Origin of the sequence: Vibrio campbellii CAIM 519 = NBRC 15631 = ATCC 25920 (genome assembly GCF_002163755.1) — a bacterium.
Lineage (GTDB): Bacteria > Pseudomonadota > Gammaproteobacteria > Enterobacterales > Vibrionaceae > Vibrio > Vibrio campbellii.
Window position 1 is genome coordinate 585,383 of record NZ_CP015863.1, and the last position, 20,505, is coordinate 605,887.

Below are 20,505 nucleotides of genomic sequence, written 5' to 3' on the forward strand. Positions count from 1 at the left end.
CACAGAATCACATTTTGCATGCATTTAAAATGAACAAAAAATAAGCGAACGATCTCACGAAAACGGTTAAATGAAGAGATTTGGTATGTTAATTCGAAGGGCAGATTTCACTCAATTTTTGAATACTAAGGTTGCATAGCATCGCTTTGATGAAAATGTATCCAATGGTAACAAACCGACACAGGAAATATTTGTCGGATACCTTGTGATTACTAGCCTTATTAAAAATAAACGATACGTCGTCTTGTTAATTTTGAGGGGGTTAGTTATGTTGAATTTTGATAAACAAGATGTTGCTGTTTGTGAGCGTTAAGTTTTCCTTTTATGTTAACTTTTGGTGACTTTATAGTGAAAAACAACAAGATTATTTTACTTGTTGCATATTGATTTTTGCCTTTCGAGGCTGCATTATCCGCCCGTCAAAAAATACGCTGGTACGTAAAATGGATGCATGAAGCGACATTTACGATTCTAGATTGCACAATAAACATTACTCAAAAAGCTAAGCACACTTTGACACTTAGCAGGCAATCTGGTGGATGGCTCGGAAGCAAAGACCGGCGCAACTCACTTTGAGGTACACATGACAGACTTAATCAATTTGATGAACGATCTCCTTTGGGGGTCGATTCTGGTTTATCTTCTTGTTGGTGTAGGAATCTACTTCACCGTTCGATTGGGTTTCATCCAATTCCGTCACTTCGGTCACATGTTCTCTGTTCTTAAGAACAGCCGTAAAGCAGACAAAGCTGGTATTTCTTCTTTCCAAGCGCTTTGTACTAGTCTTGCTGCACGTGTAGGTACCGGTAACATGGCGGGTGTTGCAGTTGCATTAACTGCGGGTGGCCCTGGAGCAATCTTCTGGATGTGGTTGATTGCAATGCTTGGTATGGCGACGTCGTTTGCAGAAAGTACGCTAGCGCAGCTATACAAAACCAAAGATGATGATGGCAACTACCGTGGTGGTCCCGCTTACTACATGGAAAAGGGTTTGGGCATGCGCTGGATGGGCGTGTTGTTCTCGGTTTTCCTAATCATCGCTTTTGGTTTGGTATTCAACGCCGTTCAAGCAAACTCTATCGCAAACGCGATGGTAAATGCGTTTGACTTACCTAGAAGTACGATTGATCTTGGATTCGGCTTAATTCAAAGTCCAGCTTTAGAGGTATCGAAAGCAGCGCTTATCATTGGGCTTATTGTAACCGCGTTGTCAGCTATCATTATCTTTGGTGGTATCAAGCGTATTGCGAAAGTAGCAGAGCTGATTGTTCCTGTGATGGCACTTGCTTACCTAGTGCTAGCACTGTTCGTTATGTTCTCTAACCTAGACAAACTTCCTGATGTACTGATGCTTATCTTCAAGAGCGCATTCGGCCTGCAAGAAGCAGCGGCTGGTGGTCTTGGTTACGCAATCGCACAGGCGATGATCAACGGTATCAAACGCGGCCTATTCTCGAACGAAGCTGGTATGGGTTCTGCGCCAAACGCGGCGGCATCAGCAACGCCTTACCCACCACACCCAGCATCTCAAGGTTATGTTCAGATGCTAGGCGTGTTCATGGATACTATTGTTATCTGTTCGGCGACTGTGGCTATCATCCTGATGTCAGGTGAATATGTAGGCCAAGCGACGGAAGTGACAGGTATAGAGCTAACTCAGCGTGCATTGAGCTCGCAAGTCGGCGATTGGGGCGGCATCTTTGTTGCTGTAGCAATCTTCTTCTTCGCGTTTACTTCTATCATTGCAAACTACTCGTACGCAGAAACGAATTTAATCTTCCTAGAGCACAACCACAAAGCGGGTCTAGGTATCTTCCGTATCGTTGTACTAGGTATGGTTATGTTTGGTGCGCTAGCTTCTCTACCAGTGGTTTGGTCATTGGCCGATGTTTCTATGGGTCTGATGGCGATTGTGAACTTGGTGGCGATTATCTTGCTATCAGGCATCGTGATTAAGTTGGCGAAAGACTACAACCGTCAGCTAAGCGAAGGCAAAGTGCCTACGTTTGATCCGAATGACTTCCCTGAGCTGAAATCTCAGTTAGAAGAAGGTATTTGGGACAACAACAAGAAAGATAGCTAATTGATGTCCAATCATCGTTGAAAGCTATCAACACGATTCAAAAAGCCATGCAGACAATGCATGGCTTTTTTTGTACCCTAATAGAAAACAAAATTAGGGAAGTTAAAGTCATGCTTATCGTAGTTTCTCCAGCTAAAACGCTCGATTACGAATCACCACTCGCGACCGAGAAGTTTACTCAGCCAGACTTGGTTAGCTATTCAAAAGAGCTGATCGAGGTATGCCGTAAATTAACACCTGCCGATGTGTCATCACTGATGAAAGTGAGCGACAAAATCGCTGATTTGAACGTTGGTCGCTTCCAAGAGTGGAGTGAAACCTTCACTACCGACAACGCGCGCCAAGCGATTCTTGCGTTTAAAGGTGATGTGTACACTGGTCTTGAAGCGGAAACTCTTTCAGATGCCGATTTCGATTACGCGCAAGATCATCTACGAATGCTGTCTGGCCTTTACGGTCTGCTTAAGCCGCTTGATTTGATGCAGCCATACCGTCTTGAGATGGGCACTAAGCTAGCGAACGAAAAGGGCACTAACCTTTACCAGTTCTGGGGCAATGTCATTACCGATAAGCTGAATGAAGCGATTACTGCGCAAGGCGACAACGTACTGATCAACCTAGCATCGAACGAATACTTCAAAGCGGTGAAGCCAAAGAACTTAGATGCACAAGTGATCACACCAATCTTCAAAGATTGTAAGAATGGTCAATACAAGGTGATCAGCTTCTACGCGAAGAAAGCGCGCGGCATGATGGCTCGCTACATCATCGAAAACCGTATCGAAAGCGTTGCTGACCTCACTAAGTTTGATTTTGCGGGTTACTACTTCGTTGAAGAAGAGTCGACACCAACAGACTTGGTGTTTAAACGAGAAGAGCAAAACTGATTGAGCGAAGTTAAGCTTCAGCTCTGCTAAACAATTCAAACGAAAAGCCGGATAGTTATCCGGCTTTTTTTATTTCATCGAACACTGATCTTAATTTCATTTATTACATAAAAAATTTAGTTATTAAAAAATAGTTGAGTAAGAAGAGTTAAAGTTGTATTTTAAATGCAACTTTAAAAATAAAGGAGTTCTCCTATGTCAGACTTCAAGCTCACACACAAAAAAGCCTCTAAGTTATCAGAGTACGTTGCACTGCGTATTACCAAGTTGCTGAAATTCACTCTGAACATCTTCTACGGTAAGAAATACGCAAAGCGAGCGGTGATTCTTGAAACGATCGCAGCTGTGCCCGGTATGGTTGCGGGTATGTTCAACCACCTCAAAGCGCTACGTCGAATGAAAGATGATGAAGGCTGGATCCGAGAACTCCTCGACGAGGCCGAGAACGAGCGCATGCACCTGATGATTTTCCTCGATATTGCCAAGCCGAGTTTGATTGAGCGTTTGCTCGTGCTGCTTGGGCAAGGCGTGTTTATTCTCGTGTATAGCTTCATCTATCTACTATCTTCTAAAATCGCTCACCGTGTTGTGGGCTACTTCGAAGAAGAAGCATGTAATAGCTACACAGAGTACCTAGAGAAAATTGATAGTGGGGAAGTGGAGAACGTACCAGCTCCGACTCTGGCGGTTGATTACTATAAGCTGCCTGCTGATGCGATGCTAAGAGATGTGATTTTGCGGATTCGAGAAGATGAAGCGGGGCACCGTGACCGTAACCATGGCTTCGCGGATGACTATGAAGACAAAACGCTTCCAGCCCATCAGCTGTAAACATGAAAAACAAAAAGAGCCGCGATTGCGGCTCTTTTAGATTTGGAATTAATCAGACGTGACTACTTCTTCTTAGCGGTTTTCTTCTTAGCTACTTTCTTCTTGTCGTCTTTTTTCTTTTTCTTCTTAAACACAGGTTTTTTGTGTTTAGGGCGCATCTCTTTCACGAAACGCTCTTTGATGTCTTCTTTTACGTAACGAGCAACGCGATCCATCATTGGTTGGTCGTGTGCTTCTACGATTGAGATAGCGTTACCTTTCTTACCAGCACGAGCCGTACGGCCGATACGGTGAAGGTATACGTCAGCTGTGCGCGGCATATCGTAGTTGATTACGTGTGATACGTCTGGAAGGTCGATACCACGCGCCGCTACGTCTGTCGCTAGTAGTACGTTAACTGTGCCTTCACGGAAGCGAGAGATTGCGTTGTTACGACGATCTTGAGGCATTTCACCTTGAATCCAAGAACATGGAATCTGTGCGCTCTCTAGTTGTGCACGAAGCTCTGCTAAACGCTCACGAGTCTTCAAAAACACGATAGTGCGTTCTGCTTGCTCTGTAATGATGTGTTTTAGTAGGGCAAGTTTATGCTCTGCGTCATCAGCACGGTGGTACCACTGTGCAATCTTCTTACGCTCACGCAGTGGGGACTTCGCGTCGATCTCTGCTGGTTCGTTCAGTAGGTCTGCTGTGAAACCTTCTACGCCTTTGCCTTCTAGTGTTGCTGAGAACAGAAGGGTTTGTTTACGCCAGCGACATTCGTTAGACAGGCGGTCAACCGTTGGCGCAAAGCCCATGTCTAGCATGCGGTCTGCTTCATCAAGGATTAGCCATTCAATCGCACGACAGTCAAAACGTTCTGCGTCGATGTATTCACGTAGACGACCTGGTGTTGCTACTACGATGTCTTGTGTGGTTGCTAGGATGTCTGCGTGTTCTTGGTATTGAACGCCACCAGTGATGGTGAAGATGTTTAGCTTGGTGTTTTTCGCCAGTGCACGCGCTTGATCCGCTACCTGCATCGCAAGTTCACGAGTTGGCGTTAGGATCAGAATACGTGCAGGCCCAGGTTTACGACGTGGGAAATCTTGCAGGTATTGCAGTGCTGGCAGGACGAACGCTGCCGTTTTACCAGTACCAGTTGGTGCTGACGCTAGAATGTCACGACCATCTAACGCTTGCGGAATCGCTTCGGCCTGAATTTTAGTTGGGCGTTCATAGCCCATCTCATCAATGGCTTCAAGTAGGTTTTGGTCTAGATCAAGTTCAGCAAAGGTTCTGATCACAATGAGTTCTCCACAAGCAAAGCTTGGTTAATGGTTCGCCACAGCAGCATAGAATATAAAAAGGTCGAACATTATAAAGTGATTGGTGACAAGGATCACATGTTATTTCACATCTTAAGGTAAAACTCGCGAGTTAGTTGGATAAAGTCGTCGCTGTAGCCCTCGCTCGAGTGGATGATCAAATACGTTTCTTGAGTATCACAAGCTTGTTTGGCTAATTCAAACAGTAAACGGTGCACGGGCTTTTTCTGTGATGGTTGCACGCGGCACAGACGTGACAAGTGCCACCCCTGTTGCAGCGCCATAGTAATAAATTGCTCGCCTTCGGTAATCGGCAGGACGAAATTGGCTGTCCCTTCCTCAGTCAGCAGTTCATGACATCGGTTGAGTAATGCGCTGTGCTGCAAGGTATCTGTGTGCCTGGCGGTTGCGCGCTGGCTTTGTTTCGATTGCTCACCATTGTTGAAGTAGGGTGGGTTACAGATAATGCGTTCAAAACGATGCTCAGGTTCAAACTGCAATACATCGCTGTGGTGAAGACTGAGTCTGTCTGACCATGGTGATTGAGCGAAGTTTTGTTTTGCCGCTTCGATCGCTGTGATTTCGATATCAAGGGCGGTGATTTGCGCTGAAGGAAATCGCTGTGCGCACATTAAGGCTAGCAAACCTGTGCCCGTACCGATGTCCAAAATTTTATTCTGTTGTGTGCAATTTGCCCAAGCACCAAGCATCACACCATCGGTACTGACAGGCATGCCACTTTCGCCACCGTAAATGGAAAATTGCTTGAACTTGAAGCCTTTAGTCTGAATTCTTTCGCTCTTCATGATTGTTTTATATTTACTCAATAATAGAGAGAAATGCTCTATTGTTTCTTGATTGTATAGATTGTTATCTTGTTGGTTGTTAAATTGTATCTCTAATTCTTCAATATAAAGAACTGGTCATAAAACCTAGGGTAGTGATATTCACTGCTTTTAAGTTAGCGAACTAAATTAATATGGTGTTTTTTTCTTAAAGGTTGCCAAATGATGGGTCTTTCGTCATTATGCGGCGGAAAATTTATAGATTGAACCACATGTACTCATTTTATTTGGGTATACAAAAAGTGGTCGATGCATACACAACATTCATTAATTCAGAAAAAGGGTTATCTGTGAAGCAGACGTTAAAACTAACAGATATTATCGCAGTAGGCTTTATGCTATTTGCGTTCTTTTTGGGTGCCGGCAACATCATTTTCCCACCACTAGCGGGTCAGCTAGCGGGTGATCATCTGATGCCAGCAATGTTCGGTTTCTTGCTAACAGCGGTAGGTCTACCTCTTATTACTATCGTTGCTATTGCTGTAGCAGGCGGCTCTTGGGATCATTTGACTCAAGATCTTCCTAAGAAAGCAGCAGTGCTGATGGCGGCGTTGATCTTCATCATCATCGGTCCTGCATTTGCTGCACCTCGTACTGGCCTTGTGGCTTACGAGATGGCTATCAAACCATTCTTCTTAGATGCATCACAAGCGCATCTAACATCATTCTCAATCTTGTTCTTCGCGGTAGCAATGGCTTTCGCTTGGTTCCAAGGTCGTTTGATTGACTTGATTGGTAAAGTGCTAACGCCAGTACTGTTCCTTGGTCTTGTCGTTCTTGCGATTGCTGTATTTGTTGACCCGCAAGGCGAAATGATGGGCGCGCATGGCGAGTACCTAACTCAGCCGCTAACCAAGGGCTTCCTTGAAGGTTACAACACCATGGATACGTTCGCATCGTTGATGTTCGGTATGCTAATGGTGGATGCACTTCGTAGCAAAGGCATCACTGAGCGCGCGGCAACAACGAAATACCTAATCTGCGCTGGTTGTATTGCCGCTGCGGGTCTTGCGTTTGTATACATCTCATTGTTCTACCTAGGCGCGACGAGTGCAACTATTGCAGCGGGTGCAGACAACGGTGGTGCAGTACTGAGCCAGTACGTTCAAGCGTTATTTGGTCCTTACGGTCAGATTGTTCTTTCAACCATTGTACTGTTGGCATGTTTGACGACAGCGATCGGCCTTATCTCGGCATGTTCAGATTTCTTTAGCTCAAAGACAAAACTGACTTACAAGCAGTGGGTTATTATTAACGGTGCGGCTTGTGCTCTAATTGCTAACGTTGGTCTAGCTCAACTGATCTCTCTATCAGTGCCAGTGCTATTTGCACTTTACCCTGTAGCGGTTGCATTGGTTGCGCTAACGTTTGTTCGCAGCAAGCTGCCAAACCCACGTGTGGCATACCGAACTGTACTACTAGTATCTCTACTGTTTGCATTGATTGATGCTGCGAAAGTAGCGGGCCTAGACGTATCTGCATTCGACATGCTGCCACTATTCGAAGTGGGCATGGGTTGGGTTCTACCAACGTTTGCAGCGATTGTTTGCATGTTCTTTATTGCTAAATCTTCACAACCAGAGTTGACTGAAGAAGCGGCATAATTGCTGACTCGCAAGATTAAAAAAGCCCGGTGAAGTGATTCACCGGGCTTTTTGTTTGTCTGTTGTATCGTCACTGCTATTGCTGACTTATAGCGTGTCGTGAAACTCCACTAACACTTGCTCACACCATTTCTCGATGCGTTCGTCACTCAGTTCATACTGGGAATCTTCATCCAGCGCTAAGCCGACAAACTGGCTGCTATCTTCAGTCAATGCTTTTGACGCTTCAAACTCATAACCTTCGTTTGGCCAGTAGCCAATGAATTGCGCACCAGTAGCTTTGAGTTCGTCATGCAGGAGACCCATCGCGTCAAGGTACCATTCGCCATAGCCTTCTTGGTCACCCAAGCCAAACAGAGCAACAACTTTGCCTTTTAGCGGTGTCGTTGCAATGTCTTCCCAGATTGCACTCCAATCTTCTTGGATTTCACCGAAGTCCCAAGTCGAGATACCAATCAGCAGTAAATCGTAGTCTGCCATCAGTGACAGCGGTGTCTCTTTCACGTTGTGAATGTCGACAAGGTCTTCACCAATGATATTGCGAATTTTCTCTGCTGCCATTTCTGTGTAGCAGGTAGTTGAGCCGTAAAAGAGTCCGATTTTCATTATATTCGTCGTTTTTTATGTTGCTGTTGTGGCAGATTCTAACCATAAAACGGGGAAGATTGCAGCGAATATCCCGCGGGAGATGATTTTTTTATGGTATTGGTTGGGCTCTTGCCTTACTCTCAATACTGTAAATATAAACAGATAAGGAAGCATTCATGACGGCACAACAGCCTGTCAATCAACAAGATTTTGGCCTTGTTGAGCAATTCTTAGATGCGATGTGGATGGAGCGTGGCCTATCAGAGAACACGTTGGCTTCCTACCGAAATGATTTAATGAAACTGCTCGCGTGGATGGAGCAACACAGCTACCGTCTGGATTTCATCAGTCTGTCTGGCTTGCAAGAATACCAAAGTTATCTGGTAGATTTAGATTACAAGCAGACTTCCCGCGCACGTATGCTGTCGGCGATTCGACGTTTGTTCCAATACATTCACCGCGAAAAAGTACGCGCGGATGATCCGAGTGCTTTATTGGTCAGCCCAAAGTTGCCACAGCGCCTACCTAAAGACATCAGTGAAGAGCAAGTCGATGCTCTGCTAGATGCACCAGATCCGAATGACCCAGTTGAGCTGCGTGATAAAGCCATGCTAGAACTGCTTTACGCGACAGGTCTGCGTGTGACAGAGCTAGTCAGCTTGACAATGGAAAACGTCAGTTTGCGCCAAGGGGTAGTGCGCGTGACGGGTAAAGGTGGTAAAGAACGCCTTGTCCCAATGGGAGAGAACGCGGTCGATTGGATTGAAACTTTTATCCAACAAGGTCGGTCTGCTTTATTGGGGGAGACTACGTCAGATGTGGTTTTCCCGAGTAAACGTGCTAGGCAGATGACTCGCCAAACGTTTTGGCACCGTATCAAGTACTATGCTGTGATAGCGGGTATTGATACTGACCAGTTGTCGCCGCACGTACTTCGCCATGCTTTTGCAACACACTTATTGAACTATGGCGCAGATCTCAGGGTCGTACAGATGCTGTTGGGGCATAGTGACTTATCGACCACGCAAATTTATACTCACGTGGCGACTGAGCGATTGAAACAAATCCACAGTCAACACCACCCAAGAGCATAATGATGGTTTGGTTCATCCATTGTCTCATTGGATGAAAGGATTTAATTTTAAGGTGAATTTAATGAGCGTATTACGCCGACTAACTCTGCTGACTTTACCGTTTTTCGTTACCGCTTGTGGTGCTGAAGAAAGTCAGGCAAAAACGGAAACTCCTGCACAACAAGTCGCACCAGCGGCAAAACAGAATTTTGATGAGGCTGCACTAAAAGCCAAGTTCTCTAAGTTGGGGGTATCTATTCTTGATATCCAACCATCAGACGTTGCTGGTTTATTAGAAATTCAAACCAATGGTGGTGTGCTGTTCGCATCAAACGATGGTAATCACTTTATTGCCGGTACGCTTTACGCCATCGATGATAAAGGCGGCTACAAAGACGTCGTTGCTGAACGTCAAGCCCCATTGAATGCAGCAAAAATCGCGAAGTTCTCTGACAGCGTGATCGAATATAAAGCGGACAACGAGAAGTATGTGGTGACGGTATTTACGGATATCACATGTGGTTACTGTGTGCGTCTGCATAGCCAAATGCAAGGTTACAACGACTTAGGCATTACTGTTCGTTACATGGCGTACCCTCGTCAAGGCGCAACAGGCCCAGTCGCTGAGCAGATGGCAACTATTTGGTGTGCAGAAGATCCTCAATCCGCTATGCACAATGCAAAAGCGGAACGTACATTTGATAACCCAGCGAAAGATCTTAAGCAGTGTAAAGAGACTATCCAAGCGCATTACAACCTAGGTCGTGAGCTTGGTATTTCTGGTACACCTGCGATCTTTCTACCAAACGGTGAGCTAGTAGGTGGTTACCTTCCACCAGCAGATCTGCTAAAACGTTTAGAGCAACAATAATCCTTTAAGGAGCAGAGCCAGCAGTATTCGCTGGCTCTTTTCAAACATGATAGAAATTCAACGACGTCCCGAACCGGATCTTTCTCTTCTTCCTGATTCCATTCCTGCCATTCTAAAGCGCATTTACATTAACCGTGGCATCACGGATGTGGCTCAACTAGAGACCTCTGCACGCGGTTTGCATTCGTACCAGCAGTTGGGTGGCATTGACCAAGCGGTTGAACTGCTGTTCCAAGCTATTAATGAGCAAAAGCGCATTATTGTCGTAGGCGACTTTGATGCCGATGGTGCAACCAGCTCTGCTTTGTCGGTGCTTGCCTTACGTATGCTGGGCAGCAATAACGTGGATTACTTGGTGCCGAACCGTTTCGAGGATGGCTATGGTCTGAGCCCGGAAGTGGTTGATCAAGCTTTAGAGCTTGGCGCAGAGATGATCATGACGGTGGATAACGGGGTCTCGTCGATTGAGGGTGTCCGTTATGCCAAAGAAAACGGCATTACGGTGCTGGTGACTGACCACCACTTACCGGGGCAAGTGCTTCCGGATGTGGATGCGATGGTGAACCCAAACCTAGACAGCTGTGCTTTCCCATCGAAGGCGTTGGCTGGGGTAGGCGTGGCTTTCTATCTGATGATGGCGCTGTGTGTGTACATGCGCAAACAGAATTGGTTCGCGCAGCAAGGCATGCAAGAGCCTAAGTTAATGGAATTGATTGACTTAGTGGCACTTGGCACTGTCGCTGATGTTGTGCCACTCGATGAGAACAACCGCATTCTTGTACACCAAGGCTTGCAGCGTATTCGTGCGGGTAAAGCGCGTCCGGGCATTCAAGCCTTGATTGAAGTCGCGAAGCGCGATGCACGTCGTTTGGTCGCGTCTGATTTTGGTTTCGCTCTGGGACCACGCATTAACGCCGCAGGTCGCTTGGATGACATGTCATTCGGTGTCGAGCTGCTGATGTCTAATAACATCCATGCCGCGCGTCGCATGGCGAGTGAGTTGGACGGTTTGAACCAAACTCGTAAAGAGATTGAAGAAGGCATGAAGCAAGAGGCGATGGCTTTTTGTGAGCGTCTTCAGTTTGGTGAAAACAGTGAACTGCCATACGGCCTAGCACTGTTCCAACGTGATTGGCACCAAGGCGTGATTGGTATTCTTGCTTCTCGTATCAAAGAGAAGTTCCATCGTCCGGTTATCGCCTTTGCTGATGGTGGTGAAGGGACAATTAAAGGTTCTTGTCGCTCTATTCCGGGGCTTCACATGCGTGATGCGCTGGATTTCATCGATACACAAAACCCTGGTTTGATCATCAAATTTGGTGGCCACGCGATGGCGGCGGGCTTAACAATCAAAGAGCAAGACTTTGAACGCTTTAGCCGTTTGTTTGATGAAGTCGTGAAGAAAGAGTTGGATGAAGCTGCGCTGAAAGGCGTGATCATGTCTGACGGTGAGCTTAAGCCTGAAGAGTTTTCCATGCATGTCGCGGAGCAGCTGCGCTCGGGGGGCCCTTTTGGTCAAGCCTTCCCTGAACCAATTTTCGATGGTGAGTTTAAAGTATTGCATCAAAAGCTGGTGGGTGAGAGGCACCTTAAGCTGATGTTAGAACCGCTTTACAAAGGCCATCCAACCAATGTGATGATTGATGGGATTGCGTTTAACGTTGATTTGCGTCGTTGGCCAGATGCATCGGTCAAAACAGTACGTCTAGCGTATAAGTTGGATGTGAATGAGTTTCGTGGCAATCAATCATTACAGCTAATGATTGACCTCATCGAAGCCAAGTAATACCGAGAAAGTCACTTCTTATAGAGTACGGTCACCTTTTTGTGGGGCAAAAATTTTATGACCGTGCTCTCTCTAATTACAATCTGATTTCCCACCCGAAATTTTCCTGTATCTCCGTCACATTTTTGAGTAGAATTTCTCGGTTAAATTCTATTCTAAAATGTTGAGCCAACATGTTTGAAATCAATCCAATTAAAAACCGTCTGCAGGACGTGTCTGAGCGCACGAATGTCCTGAGGGGGTATCTTTGACTATGACGCTAAGAAAGAGCGTCTAGAAGAGGTCAACGCAGAACTTGAACAACCGGATGTATGGAACGAGCCAGAACGTGCACAAGCACTAGGCAAAGAGCGTGCATCTCTTGAAGCGGTTGTAGAGACGATCGATCAACTAGAACAAGGTGTAGAGGACGTTGAAGGTCTTCTAGAACTTGCGGTTGAAGAAGAAGATCAAGAAACGTTTGACGAAATCGAACCAGAACTTGCTGAGTTGGAAGAGAAGCTAGAACAGCTTGAATTCCGTCGTATGTTCTCTGGCGACCACGACAGCTCTGATTGCTACATCGATTTGCAAGCAGGCTCAGGTGGTACAGAAGCACAAGACTGGACCAACATGATGCTACGTATGTACCTACGTTGGGCTGAAGCGAAAGGCTTTAAGTCTGAGGTGATCGAAGTATCGGAAGGCGAAGTTGCGGGTCTTAAGGGCGCAACTGTGAAGATTTCTGGTGAGTACGCTTACGGCTGGCTACGCACAGAAACAGGCGTTCACCGTCTTGTTCGTAAATCGCCATTCGATTCAGGCGGCCGTCGTCATACCTCATTTGCTTCTGCGTTTATCTACCCAGAGATTGATGAAAACATTGATATCGACATTAACCCGTCTGACCTACGTATCGACGTTTACCGTGCGTCAGGTGCAGGTGGTCAGCACGTTAACACCACTGAATCTGCGGTACGTATCACGCACGTTCCAACGAACACAGTAGTGCAATGTCAGAACGACCGTTCTCAGCATAAGAACAAAGATCAGGCAATGAAACAGCTTCGAGCGAAGCTATTTGAGCTTGAATTGCAAAAGCAAAACGCGGAAAAACAAGCTAATGAAGACGCTAAGTCTGACATTGGCTGGGGTAGCCAGATCCGTTCTTACGTATTGGATGACTCGCGCATTAAAGACCTCCGTACGGGCGTTGAAAACCGTAATACTCAAGCGGTTCTCGATGGCGATCTGGACAAATTTATTGAAGCTAGCCTGAAATCAGGTCTATAAAGCTTTTCACCGACAAAAAACAGGATACATCGAAAATGACTGATGCTGTTCAAAACGAAACTGTACAAGAAGCCTCTGCACAAGAAGAGAACAAGCTAATTGCTGAACGCCGCGCTAAACTGGATGCAATCCGAAAGAGCTGCAAAGCGAACGGCCATCCAAACGACTTCCGTCGTGACGCACTAGCGGGCGACCTTCAGAAAGAGTTCGGTGAAAAGACGAAGGAAGAGCTAGAAGAGCTTAACCACGTAGTAGCAATCGCTGGCCGTATCATGGCTAAACGTGGTCCATTCTTGGTAATTCAAGAAACTTCTGGCCGTATCCAAGCTTACGCTGATAAAGCGGTACAAAAAGTACTGAAAGAAAAATACCAAGGTCTAGATATCGGTGACATCATCGGTGTTAAAGGTGCGCTGCACAAATCTGGCAAAGGCGATCTATACGTGAACATGGAAGAGTTCGAATTGCTAACCAAAGCACTTCGTCCACTACCAGAGAAGTTCCACGGTCTAACTGACCAAGAGATGCGTTACCGTCAACGTTACGTTGACCTAATCGTTAACGAAGATTCTCGTCAAGCATTCGTAGTACGTTCTAAAGTAATGTCTGCAATTCGTAACTTCATGATCACTAAACAGTTCATGGAAGTTGAAACGCCAATGATGCACGTTATCCCTGGCGGTGCGAGTGCGCGTCCATTCATCACGCACCACAACGCACTAGACATGCCAATGTACCTACGTATCGCACCAGAGCTATACCTGAAGCGTCTAGTTGTTGGTGGTTTCGATCGCGTATTCGAAATCAACCGTAACTTCCGTAACGAAGGTCTTTCTCCACGTCACAACCCAGAATTCACAATGATGGAATTCTACATGGCGTACGCGGACTACAAAGATCTGATGGACCTAACTGAAGAGCTACTAAGCTCAGTTGCTCTAGAAGTTCTAGGTTCAACGTCAATGCCTTACGGTGATGACACGGTTGAGTTTGGCGGCACTTACACTCGTATGAGCATGTTCGAAGCAATCAAGCACTACAACCCAGACCACGCGCAAATCCAAGCGCTAACAGAAGAAGACATTCAAAACCGTGACCTAATGGTTTCTATCGCGAAATCTGTTCACGTTGAAGTGGAACCTTTCTGGACATGTGGTCAGCTTCTTGAAGAGATCTTTGGTGAAACAGCAGAACCTAAGCTAATGCAGCCAACGTTCATCACTGGTTACCCAGCAGATATCTCTCCATTGGCTCGTCGTAGCGATGACAACCCGTTCTTCACTGACCGCTTTGAATTCTTCATCGGTGGTCGTGAAGTAGCGAACGGCTTCTCTGAGCTTAACGATGCTGAAGACCAAGACGCGCGCTTTAAAGCACAGGTTGAAGCGAAAGAGTCTGGTGATGACGAAGCAATGTTCTACGATGCTGACTACATCACTGCACTAGAGCACGGCCTACCGCCAACAGCAGGCCAAGGTATCGGTATCGACCGCCTAGTTATGCTGCTGACTAACACGCACACTATCCGTGACGTGATCCTATTCCCAGCGATGCGCCCACAAGCGTAATCTCCTCGCTGAGTAATGAAAAAACCACCTGCGGGTGGTTTTTTTGTAACTTTAATTTGAGCTAATTCAACTATTTGCATTTAAGTCCGGATGGTATAGTCAAATAACCATTCGCCAAATCTCAATCTGTTGCATAGTCTTAATATTGAGACAGATTTCGTCAGGCACAGTCTCGATAATGTTACCCGTTCGCAAAGATGGGTTTGTGGAGCGAAATTTCTATCAACAATCAATAAGGGTTAAAGAATGGCTGGGCAGTTTAAGATGGATTCCATTCCGGGATCGCTAGTCGTAGTTGGCGGTACTTACGAACCTTGGTTATCAGTACTAGAACAAGTGGGATGGAAGTGTCACCAAGTGGGTGACTTACGTAAAGCCAACACATTGTTAGAAGATATTGGACCATGCATTGGTATAGTTGACCTCAGCCATGATGAGTTCAGTCTTAACGGTTTAGCTAACTTAGTGAGTTCTCATAAGCACGTGCGTTGGTTGGCGTTCATCCGCGAATCTCAACTTGGAACTGATACCATCTGTCAGTTCATCGTGAACTTCTGTATCGACTTCTTCACTGCGCCAATCCCAGATGCGCAGCTGCTAAGCACCATTGGCCACCAATTGGGCATGCTAAAACTAGAGAAGAAAGTCTGGCCGAGCTTTGGTAATAGCCTAGACATGGGGTTGATTGGTGAATCTATCCCAATGAAGCGCCTGCGTGATCAAGTGAAACGCATTGGTCCAACGGATGTGAGTATTCTTATCTACGGCGAAAGCGGTACAGGTAAAGAGGCCGTTGCACGTGCGATTCATAAAGTCTCTTCACGCTCTCACAAGCCATTTTTGTCAATCAACTGTCGTGCACTCAACGAGCAACGTTTCCAAGCGGAAGTGTTTGGTATTGATGCCGATGAAGAGATGGGGCCAAGCCTACTTGAGCAAGCCGATGGCGGTACCGTCCTTTTCAATGACATCTTAACGATTTCGAAAGAGCAGCAGATGAATCTCTTGCGCTTCTTGCAAGAAGGCACGATTGAGACTCGCGATGGCGCTAAAAACGTTAATGTGCGTGTTCTGGCTGCGAACTCATCCGACGTTGAGAAAGCGCTAATCGATGGTGACTTCAATGAAGAACTTTACCATTACATCAACGTACTACGTATCAACGTTCCAAGCTTGAAAGAGCGTGCTAGTGACATCGCTTTGTTGGCGCGTTTCTACCTGCAGGAATTCTCAAAAGAGTACAACTCACAGGCAAAGAGCTTCTCGGAAGGCACTTTGAAAGCGCTGACGCGTTACTTCTGGCCAGGTAACGTCCGTGAGTTGATGAACCAAGTGAAACGCGCAGTTCTGATGTCTGATAGCGTCATGATTGAAGAGCATCAACTAGACTTGCCTCAACGTAATGACTCAAAACGCAGTCTGAAGTCGATTCGTGAGAAGAGCGAACGAGATGCATTGCTGGTGGTGTTGGAGTCTCACTCTGGTCAGGTATCGAATGCCGCAAAAGAGCTTGGTGTATCGCGTGCTACCATGTATCGATTACTGAACAAACACAACTTGATTTCAGAGCAGACGGTATAAACCGTCTATCTGGAAGCAAGATTAGAGGAGCGGAATGTCGCTCCTTTTTTGTGCGTAAATGCTGAGTATTTATAAAACTCGAGTTTTTATATATTCCTTAGTTGAATATGTTATTCAAAAAACCATATGCAACCTGATTTTAGGCTAATGGTTTGTTTTTAAGCAAAAATACAAAAATGGTTTGATAAATATCCTCTGTTGCTTACAATTCAACCGTAACTCAATGAGTTATACCACATCAATCACGGATTAATTTTTTAGCTAGGAGGCGCAAGATGAAACATTACGTTGTTAACACCACTGCTTGCGCTGATCGTATGTCTGATGTTCGCTCAACCTTCGAAGCGATCAAACAAGACGCCACTGGCTCATTAGATTAAATTAATCCGTAACCTACCTCTTATTTCTAGGCTGCGGAAAAGTAGCGGCTTAGTCTCGACAGAATCTCTCTGTGTAATTAGCCCACTATTTTTCCCAGTCGATTATCTATCGCTATTTGGAGAAAAATTATGCGTCACTCTATCTATTTGAAATTGGCCACCGTGCTTTTGAAAGCTGATTTGAAACGTGAAGAAAAGCAATGGCAACGTATGGTTCGCCGTAATGCTCATCAAATCCCTTGGACAAATGAGCACTTGTTAAAAGATATTGGCTTAGATAAAGAAGGTCGTACAAATCATGTCAGTGTGCCTGATGCTGTCAAAGTTGAACGCCGAGTTCGTCATCTTCGCCGTGTTTTAACTGCGCGAATACCAACGTAATCAGTAACCCAAGTGGAACTGTCACTCACATATATTCGGTTCAACTTGGGTTTAACTCACTGATGCAAAGAGGCTGACCATTGTGGTCAGCCTCTTTGTTTTTGGTCCATTGGGAAATCAAATGCTACGGGCACGGGTTTGAGTAAGTGGTGCCAATCGCTTGGATGTCATTGAGCAATTCTTCACTTAAATGAACATCGATACTGTCGATATTTGATTTGAGCTGTTTTAGGTTAGTTGCGCCAATGATGTTGGAAGCCACAAATGGGCGTTGATTGACAAATGCCAGCGCCATTTGCGCAGGATCTAAACCGTAGTCACGGGCTAGGTTTACATACGCTTCTGTCGCTTTTACGCCTTGCGGTGTGAAGTAGCGAGCAAAGCGCTCCCAAATGGTGCAACGTGCGCCTTCAGGTTTCGCTCCGTTTAGGTATTTACCACTCAAACAACCAAATGCCAGCGGCGAATAAGCCAGTAGCTGAACGCCTTCGTAGTGGCTGATTTCAGACAAACCAACTTCGAAGCTGCGGTTTAATAGGTTATATGGGTTTTGGATGGAAACGATTCTCGGCAGATCATGTTTCTCTGCCAAACGCAGTAGTGACATCACGCCCCATGGGGTTTCGTTCGATACTCCGATGTAACGTATTTTGCCCGCTTTGACTAACTCAGTCAGTGCTTCAAGTGTTTCGATCAGCGTGACTTCTTCTTGCTTATCTGGGTAAGGGTAGTTGAGCTGTCCAAAGCAGTTGGTTTGACGTTGTGGCCAGTGCAGTTGGTATAGATCGACATAATCCGTTTGTAGGCGTTTAAGGCTGTCATCAATCGCGGTATGGATATGTCGGCGGTTTAAGCTCATGTTCTCACGAATGTAGGGAACGTTGCGTGGACCTGCGACCTTTGTTGCCAATACGACTTTCTCACGCTTACCGCTTTTCGCTAGCCAATTACCTATGTATTGCTCAGTGAGTCCTTGTGTCTCAGCTTTCGGCGGAACGGGATACATCTCGGCAGTATCGATGAAATTCACCCCATGATCGAGGGCAAAGTCGAGCTGTTGAAACGCTTCTTGTTCGGTATTTTGCTCACCAAACGTCATAGTGCCAAGGCAGATCTTACTGATCTCGAGTGATGAGTGCGGTAGTTTTGTATATTGCATTTCACATCCTTGAAGAGTTACCGACTGAATAAGTCATTCCAATATAGGGGATTTTTAGTCGTGGTCGCAAATGATTTAGGTTTCTCTTTGTCGTTAACTCGAAACTTATCAATACGCTAACTAGACTTAAAGGATCTTGTGAAGGAGGTGAATTATGCAGAAGCATCAACTCGACATGTGGTTGCATGGCCACCACAAGGACTCTTACAAAACACCGAAGGTCTTTGTGATAGGTTGTTCTGATGTCTCTGACTATCTATTAGCAGTGGAGTACAAACACCAACTAGAGCCAATCAAAGATGGCGAGGATCCGATTCATTTTGGGTCGTTAGATTTGGTAAAAGAGGAACTGCTTAGGTTAGGGATTGATAAAGCTTACTTGAGACTGCACAACGCTTACGATGAATTTGGTAGCGATGGCGCAGCCTCTTACTGTGACATTGAACTGTCACTGGTAACGCATTAATCACTCTGATTGGGCGTTAATATAATGCTTCAGTAGGATCTGCTCAGTAAACTGTGTCCTGAGATAGAAACCACGAGGCAGGGTTTTGATCGGTTTTCCGTTCGAACTGTACGCTTCCGTTAAAGCTTTCGCGTTTGCAGCTTTCGGACGTAAGTGCAGTGCTTCTCCGTGTCTGGCGGAAATTTGATCAAACTTACCTAGTACGATCAATTCCATCAATTCTTCCCAATCATTTTTCAGAATCTGCTCTTCTTCTTGATCTGGCGACCAAATCAACGGGCTGCCGACACGGCGCTCAGCCAACGGAATCTCACGTTCACCTTCTACTGGTACCCAAAGCACACGGGATAGTTTATTGCGTACATGGCTGGTTTCCCATGTTAAACCTTGCACGCCAGTCAGTGGGGCAACAGAGACAAAGGTAGTCTCTAAAGGTTTGCCAGAATACCCGATTGGAATGCTCTTTAGTTCTATCCCAAGTTTGGCGAAATCTTGCTGAGGCTTGCTGCCGGCTGGGGCACCCAGGTGCCATTCGAGTAATTGACCGACCCAACCTTTATCGCGTTTCAAGTTTGCAGGAACGGTCATGCCAGCTTCCTCAGCGAGCTCGGCAAAGCTTAAGCCAGCAATGTCTTGCGCGCGTTCCATCAGTTCAGCTTCGGATTGTGGTTCTGGTTTCATGATGACAAGGTGGTATTGGAAAACGTCTAGTCTAACAAATTTAAATAAAATCCTCTGTCGAAGATTTCATCGAGCTGAATTAAGAATGATCAATCCATAACTTATCCACAGATTAGGAAGTGACCAATAGGATCTCTATGTGGGGTGGATGAATAAACAGGGGTTTAAGACATGATTGAGGCTTGATTTTATTGAGATGTCATGAAGTCCTACCTGTCCAATGTGGATAAATAACCGATTGTGCGATCTTTGACCGATCTGTGTTTGGTGAAAAGATCATCAAGAAAAGTAAGATCATTAATTCAAAAAAATCTAAATATATGTATTTATTATCAATAATTTACTGTTTTTTTGTTGTCATTATTGAAATTGGCTCTTGTGATGGTTTTGAACAAAATTCTTTGTTGATAGCGTTTTCTTCACAAAGTTATTCACAGAAAAGGTGAATAAATGTGGGCTATGTCTCAATCTTGTGTTGATAAAATAATGTCTGCTCAAAAGATATCCAAAATTGGCCAAAAGCTAATAAATCTTGCTCATATCACATCAGTAAGTTTGCTAGTAATGGGGATATGTGGAAAAATCACGGTAATAAAAAATTATTCATAGAGGTTAGCCAGTGATAGATGGCGATGGTTACCGACTCAATGTTGGTATTGTGATATGTAATAACCATGGTCAGGTCTTCTGGGCTAAACGATACGGGCAACACTCATGGCAATTTCCACAAGGTGGGATTGACGAAGGTGAAACACCTGAACAAGCCATGTTCAGGGAGTTATATGAAGAAGTCGGTCTGACGAAAAAAGACGTTAAGATCATCGCAACAAGTCGTCATTGGTTAAGATATAAGCTACCAAAGCGATTGGTGCGTTGGGACTCCAAGCCTGTTTGTATCGGCCAAAAACAGAAATGGTTTCTGCTGCGATTAGAATGCGATGAATCCCGCATTAATATGCAGCGTGGGAAATCCCCTGAATTTGATGGTTGGCGCTGGGTAAGCTACTGGTATCCAGTTAGGCAAGTTGTTTCTTTCAAGCGTGACGTATACCGTCGAGCAATGAAAGAGTTTGCATCTTTAGCCATGCCTTTTCGAGAGCGCAAGACGAAAGGGAAAAGAAAAAAGCAACGTAGATAGAGGA

The 20,505-nt window shown here is 45.4% G+C and carries 18 protein-coding genes; 13 read left to right on the top strand and 5 right to left on the bottom strand.

What is annotated here, in order from left to right; genetic code table 11:
- Nucleotides 1-583: 583 nt before the first annotated feature.
- The 3 genes from A8140_RS02850 to A8140_RS02860 all read left to right on the top strand — a co-directional run bounded on the left by A8140_RS02850 (nt 584) and on the right by A8140_RS02860 (nt 3,801).
- Nucleotides 584-2,083: an alanine/glycine:cation symporter family protein gene (locus A8140_RS02850; protein ID WP_005534169.1), complete on the top strand. Its 1,500-nt coding sequence runs from the start codon at nt 584-586 to the stop codon at nt 2,081-2,083.
- 110 nt (nt 2,084-2,193) lie between these two features.
- Nucleotides 2,194-2,970 (top strand): peroxide stress protein YaaA, encoded by a 777-nt coding sequence (gene yaaA, locus A8140_RS02855; protein WP_005534166.1) that lies wholly within the window; start codon nt 2,194-2,196, stop codon nt 2,968-2,970.
- Nucleotides 2,971-3,165: 195 nt separating this feature from the next.
- A complete protein-coding gene (locus tag A8140_RS02860; RefSeq protein ID WP_005534163.1) occupies nt 3,166-3,801 on the top strand; it encodes an alternative oxidase in 636 nt (211 codons plus the stop codon).
- 62 nt (nt 3,802-3,863) lie between these two features.
- Here A8140_RS02860 and srmB read toward each other — a convergent pair whose 3' ends face one another.
- Nucleotides 3,864-5,087: an ATP-dependent RNA helicase SrmB gene (gene srmB, locus A8140_RS02865; RefSeq protein WP_005447883.1), complete on the bottom strand. Its 1,224-nt coding sequence runs from the start codon at nt 5,085-5,087 to the stop codon at nt 3,864-3,866.
- A gap of 107 nt (nt 5,088-5,194) precedes the next feature.
- Entirely contained in the window at nt 5,195-5,914 is a 720-nt protein-coding gene (locus A8140_RS02870) for a tRNA1(Val) (adenine(37)-N6)-methyltransferase (protein WP_005534160.1), read from the bottom strand.
- 329 nt (nt 5,915-6,243) lie between these two features.
- On the opposite strand from A8140_RS02870, the gene brnQ reads away from it, so the two are divergent.
- Nucleotides 6,244-7,557 carry a branched-chain amino acid transport system II carrier protein gene (brnQ, locus tag A8140_RS02875; RefSeq protein ID WP_005534158.1) on the top strand — a complete coding sequence of 438 codons (1,314 nt, stop codon included), beginning with the start codon at nt 6,244-6,246 and terminating at the stop codon, nt 7,555-7,557.
- An 87-nt stretch (nt 7,558-7,644) separates the two neighbouring features.
- Here brnQ and fldB read toward each other — a convergent pair whose 3' ends face one another.
- A complete protein-coding gene (gene fldB, locus A8140_RS02880; protein WP_005534155.1) occupies nt 7,645-8,163 on the bottom strand; it encodes a flavodoxin FldB in 519 nt (172 codons plus the stop codon).
- A gap of 158 nt (nt 8,164-8,321) precedes the next feature.
- Here fldB and xerD point away from each other — a divergent pair, with 158 nt between their 5' ends.
- From xerD to A8140_RS02915, 7 genes are all read left to right on the top strand, one after another.
- A complete protein-coding gene (xerD, locus tag A8140_RS02885) occupies nt 8,322-9,239 on the top strand; it encodes a site-specific tyrosine recombinase XerD (protein ID WP_005434910.1) in 918 nt (305 codons plus the stop codon).
- Nucleotides 9,240-9,300: 61 nt separating this feature from the next.
- The gene (gene dsbC / locus A8140_RS02890) at nt 9,301-10,089 is read left to right on the top strand and encodes a bifunctional protein-disulfide isomerase/oxidoreductase DsbC (RefSeq protein WP_005534154.1); all 789 of its coding nucleotides are present in this window, start codon (nt 9,301-9,303) and stop codon (nt 10,087-10,089) included.
- A gap of 46 nt (nt 10,090-10,135) precedes the next feature.
- A complete protein-coding gene (recJ, locus tag A8140_RS02895) occupies nt 10,136-11,875 on the top strand; it encodes a single-stranded-DNA-specific exonuclease RecJ (protein ID WP_005534153.1) in 1,740 nt (579 codons plus the stop codon).
- 173 nt (nt 11,876-12,048) lie between these two features.
- Nucleotides 12,049-13,147 (top strand): peptide chain release factor 2 gene (prfB, locus tag A8140_RS02900; RefSeq protein WP_100208484.1). Its coding sequence is split into 2 segments (ribosomal slippage): nt 12,049-12,123 and nt 12,125-13,147, totalling 1,098 coding nucleotides; the frame shifts between segments, so codons are not numbered across the junction.
- Between the two features lie 35 nt (nt 13,148-13,182).
- On the top strand, nt 13,183-14,715 hold the full coding sequence (gene lysS / locus A8140_RS02905; RefSeq protein ID WP_005534150.1) for a lysine--tRNA ligase: 1,533 nt from the start codon (nt 13,183-13,185) through the stop codon (nt 14,713-14,715).
- A 246-nt stretch (nt 14,716-14,961) separates the two neighbouring features.
- On the top strand, nt 14,962-16,296 hold the full coding sequence (vpsR, locus tag A8140_RS02910) for a cyclic-di-GMP-binding transcriptional regulator VpsR (RefSeq protein WP_005534149.1): 1,335 nt from the start codon (nt 14,962-14,964) through the stop codon (nt 16,294-16,296).
- Nucleotides 16,297-16,805: 509 nt separating this feature from the next.
- Nucleotides 16,806-17,057 carry a hypothetical protein gene (locus A8140_RS02915; RefSeq protein WP_005534145.1) on the top strand — a complete coding sequence of 84 codons (252 nt, stop codon included), beginning with the start codon at nt 16,806-16,808 and terminating at the stop codon, nt 17,055-17,057.
- A gap of 124 nt (nt 17,058-17,181) precedes the next feature.
- On the opposite strand, the gene A8140_RS02920 is transcribed toward A8140_RS02915, so the two are convergent.
- The gene (locus A8140_RS02920) at nt 17,182-18,216 is read right to left on the bottom strand and encodes an NADP(H)-dependent aldo-keto reductase (RefSeq protein ID WP_005534143.1); all 1,035 of its coding nucleotides are present in this window, start codon (nt 18,214-18,216) and stop codon (nt 17,182-17,184) included.
- Nucleotides 18,217-18,370: 154 nt separating this feature from the next.
- Here A8140_RS02920 and A8140_RS02925 point away from each other — a divergent pair, with 154 nt between their 5' ends.
- Complete coding sequence (locus tag A8140_RS02925; RefSeq protein ID WP_005447906.1) at nt 18,371-18,682, top strand: DUF6482 family protein; 312 nt, start codon at nt 18,371-18,373, stop codon at nt 18,680-18,682.
- Here the strand turns inward: A8140_RS02925 and mutH are convergent, their stop codons facing one another.
- Complete coding sequence (mutH, locus tag A8140_RS02930; RefSeq protein ID WP_005534141.1) at nt 18,683-19,363, bottom strand: DNA mismatch repair endonuclease MutH; 681 nt, start codon at nt 19,361-19,363, stop codon at nt 18,683-18,685. It lies immediately after the preceding gene.
- 619 nt (nt 19,364-19,982) lie between these two features.
- On the opposite strand from mutH, the gene rppH reads away from it, so the two are divergent.
- Entirely contained in the window at nt 19,983-20,501 is a 519-nt protein-coding gene (gene rppH, locus A8140_RS02935) for an RNA pyrophosphohydrolase (RefSeq protein ID WP_005434895.1), read from the top strand.
- Nucleotides 20,502-20,505: the final 4 nt, after the last annotated feature.